The 3,961-nt window shown below is 40.3% G+C and carries 3 protein-coding genes; all 3 read right to left on the bottom strand.

The genetic code is table 11. The features are described 5' to 3' along the window. Positions 1-1,278: hypothetical protein (locus WCG05_05640; GenBank protein ID MEI8321461.1), on the bottom strand; the 1,278-nt coding region annotated here is incomplete at its 3' end. A 33-nt stretch (positions 1,279-1,311) separates the two neighbouring features. Beyond that, positions 1,312-2,046 carry an outer membrane beta-barrel protein gene (locus WCG05_05635; protein ID MEI8321460.1) on the bottom strand — a complete coding sequence of 245 codons (735 nt, stop codon included), beginning with the start codon at positions 2,044-2,046 and terminating at the stop codon, positions 1,312-1,314. A 301-nt stretch (positions 2,047-2,347) separates the two neighbouring features. Then, entirely contained in the window at positions 2,348-3,664 is a 1,317-nt protein-coding gene (locus WCG05_05630) for a hypothetical protein (GenBank protein MEI8321459.1), read from the bottom strand. Positions 3,665-3,961 lie beyond the last annotated feature (297 nt).

Genomic DNA, 3,961 nt, shown 5'->3' with positions numbered 1-3,961 from the left:
ACGTTCAGCAGCTTCACGAGCTATACGGTCAGCTTGTTCACGTTCAGCAGCTTCAAGAGAAGCCCTTGTCTCCTCTAGTTGTATTTGTAACGCGGTTACTTCTGTTTGAACAGAGACAATTTGGGCTCGAAGAGGTTCCATTTCAGAGAGAGTTTGGTTGATTTCAACTGAAAGTCTTTGGTCTTCTTCGCTAGCTACATTTACTAGATAACTTAATGCATCAGATTTTAGAATGGCCGAGGCCTGAGGGATGAAGGCATCAGGAAAAGCATTTAGGTTTTCGGCCGCATCGATTTGAACGATAAGATCAGTTAAGCGTCTTATAGCAACTTCGATGTCATCAGCTGGAACCTGGGCCGCATCCTCTGCGACGGGATTCCTTTGTATCCAATCTAAAACGATACTCAAAGCGTTCGAGAGATTGGTATGAGTTAGAAGTACGTGGGCTTCGTTTTCCTGCTCAGGAGTCCCATAATTGTAAACTTGACCCAGAACGTCGAATATATCTTGGCGGACATAAAGTAGATCTAACCTCCCTTGAATGTGGTCTAATTCTGTCTGAAGTCCTGCCAATTCATGATTTTTTATTTGAAAGGATGTAGTTTTTTCATCAAGTGCAGCTTGCAAACCGTCAATCTGACGCTGTAAAGTTTCCAGTGTATCTTGGTCTGGGTTGAAATGGTTTTTTAAGGTAGACAGCTGCATTTTTAATGATGCTTGAAGAGCCTGGTCTTCTTCAACCGCTGCTGCGTGGGAGCGGGAGATGATAATGTCTAGACCCTCTACAATTGGTCTAATTGCGTCTTTATGAGGTGCTTCAATGTGTTGAGATCCTAATAAATTTTTAAATGCATGAAGGTCAGCAGAGGTTATAGATCCTAGGTTTTCATGAGCTTCAGATCGTGCAGAAAGCGAAGATATGGATTGTGCGACTGTTTCTTTAGGGGCAGCAACATAGGCTGCAACCGTCTGCATAAGGGGTTCCGCTTTTAGGTATGCATCACTCAGCACCAGCGCCATATCGTTAGCTCTTCCTTGTTGTGATAACAAGCTATGCAATGAAGCTTGGTCAGCACTTTCGTCAAGAAGCCTTTTCATAATATGATTGTGAACCTCAGGAGTTAGTCCGAATAAAGGCATTCTAGCTTTCATAGTGGTAGAAAGTCTTGGTTGTGGAATATCTTGTGCCGCAGCATATACATTTCCCATATCAACGATTTGGTGCAAACAAGTAGCCAGGACCATATAGCCCAAAAAATTTGTTGTTGTCTTCTTCATTTTTAAACTCCTTTTTCTGAAAAATATTGGTAACTAAAATATATAAGAAAGTGACAGGGCCACAGAGTGGTATCGAATCTTAGTATTCAAAGACTCCAATTCATTTTCTCCTACGCCAAGGTTATATTCAGATTGTAAAGATTTAGTTTTGATTTTTTTATATCCTTCGTAGGCATATTCAGCTTTTAGAAGCCAAGAGTTGGAAAGATGGTTTATAATGCCACCTCCAATGGAAGCTCCCCAAACATTTTGTTTCTGAGCTGTTTTAACCGCGTCTTGGCTAGCTCCTTGCATACGTGTTTGAAATTGGCTATATAAAAGACCTGTACTCAAGAAAATACCCAAATTATCTGTCGCATAATACCCTGCTTTTAGAGCACCTCCCAAAGTGAAGTTGCGTCTTAACTTTATAACAGCGCCTCCCGTAGAAACCGGCAGACCAGCTGGTGTATTAATTACGGGCACCGTTACTTTTTGATCACGATCGTTTGATTGAACATAAAGCTCTGTTTCGGTAAACATATCGCTCCATTTGTGGTGATATCCACCCAACAAGCGACCAGATACAGAAAAAGGATTAGACAGTTTTCCTGTGCCGTTTCCTATATTTGTTCCTCCCGCAAGATTGGTTGCCATGATTCTCGCTTTTGCAGCCGCCGGTTTCACACCCACAAGTCCTGCGCCGGCATAAAAGCCATTCTTATGTTCCGCGTTCGCTGTCATTGAAAGAGCTGCAATACTAGATACTAATAAAATTTTCTTAATCATTTTTCTTCACCACATGTTTATTTTTACAACCCTTAAAAGCCAGGTTTTGAAACTAGCCCCAAGAACACCTAGACTGCACCCTTATCGGAATGAGCCCGCTTACAACAGCTCTAGATTCATCTAGAACAGAAATCACGACAGATCTTTTTGGAAAAAATCTTCATCTAGGATCTCCTATATGTGTCTTCTGTTTATAAGTCAAGTTTTTTTTGCTCAGTCCTCATGATGCTTTTTTTATGGATCTTTCTGTCCTTTGGGCCTAAAGGATAATGCGAAAGGGACAGGTTTTAGGCAGTTCAGGTTATCCCCAAAGCCATCTTCTAAGAGAAAAAGATCTTACAGGTTGATGAGGAGTGTGTGTTGTTTTGATTTTTAAGGCTGACGGTGCACTTGAGAGAGAATCTTTTCTGATATTCTCAACAGGTTTTAGAGGCGATAATTTATGGATGGCCCCCTTCTTTGGAGAATCAATTTCTTGGGATAACAATTCTAGGCGCAGTTTAAAGAGCTGCAAAGTTTTAAGTTTGTTTTTTAGCAGTGTCCTTACTTGTTTTTTAAATATACTTACATCTGTTGCTTTTTGAGTCCTCTTTTCTGAAAGCCAGGTGTAAAGTTCCTGAATCGTAGATCGTGCTTCCATATCTTCGTCGACAAACACAGGCAATTGGTTTATTGCGCAGTGAATGCATCGTTGCAGCCCTTCTATTGTGGGACCTTTTAATCCTTTTAGTGAAGCGCGTAGATTATTAAGTATTATGCAGATACTTTCTAAGGTTTTCAGCTCGTTGTCACGAACGTTAAATTGAAATGAGATGCTTGGTTCTTGAAGTTCTAAATTCTTGTTTGTAGGGATGGGAGATGAAAATTCAGATAGTGGAGGGAAATCTATAGGAATTTGTTGGGAAACTACCAAAGGATTCTGATTTTCAGCAAGAATATCATCAAATTCTTCGGTAGCATCTTTTCTCTCATCAATCTGACGCTCCAAAGTTAGCAGCGTATCTTGGTCTGGGTTGAAATGGTTTTTTAAGGTAGACAGCTGCGTTTTTAATGATGCTTGAAGAGCCTGGTCTTCTTCAACCGCTGCTGCGTGGGAGCGGGAGATGATAATGTCTAGACCCTCTACAATTGGTCTAATTGCGTCTTTATGAGGTGCTTCAATGTGTTGAGATCCTAATAAATTTTTAAATGCATGAAGGTCAGCAGAGGTTATAGATCCTAGGTTTTCATGAGCTTCAGATCGTGCAGAAAGCGAAGATATGGATTGTGCGACTGTTTCTTTAGGGGCAGCAACATAGGCTGCAACCGTCTGCATAAGGGGTTCCGCTTTTAGGTATGCATCACTCAGCACCAGCGCCATATCGTTAGCTCTTCCTTGTTGTGATAACAAGCTATGCAATGAAGCTTGGTCAGCACTTTCGTCAAGAAGCCTTTTCATAATATGATTGTGAACCTCAGGAGTTAGTCCGAATAAAGGCATTCTAGCTTTCATAGTGGTAGAAAGTCTTGGTTGTGGAATATCTTGTGCGGCAGCATATACATTCCCCATGCATACGATTTGTTGCAAACAAGTGGCCAGGGCCATATAGCCCAAAAAATTTGTTGTTGTCTTCTTCATTGTTATACCTTTTTATAATATTTTTGGATTTTTTTTGAATAAAAATCTTCTTCTGGGGGTGTATATATTCAGAATTTTTTAAAAAGTCAAATTTTTTTACTAATACTTTTCATGTAAGAGAGCAGGGTTTTCTTAGAAATAGGCTATTTCCAAAAATAAGTAGTTCTTGTGAAGGTGCAGGCTCTCGGATTTCTATTATAGGAAAAAGTATATTTTGGAATACATTCTCCTGGATTCAATTGTATGGCCTTGTTGCATAAGTAGGGGTGGTTCGTGGTTGAAGGAGAGAGCTAAAAG

Source organism: Alphaproteobacteria bacterium (assembly GCA_037146715.1).
GTDB lineage: Bacteria > Pseudomonadota > Alphaproteobacteria > UBA7879 > UBA5542 > JBAWWO01.
The sequence above is the reverse complement of the archived record's forward strand: the minus strand, read 5'-3'. Positions and strand labels throughout refer to the sequence as shown.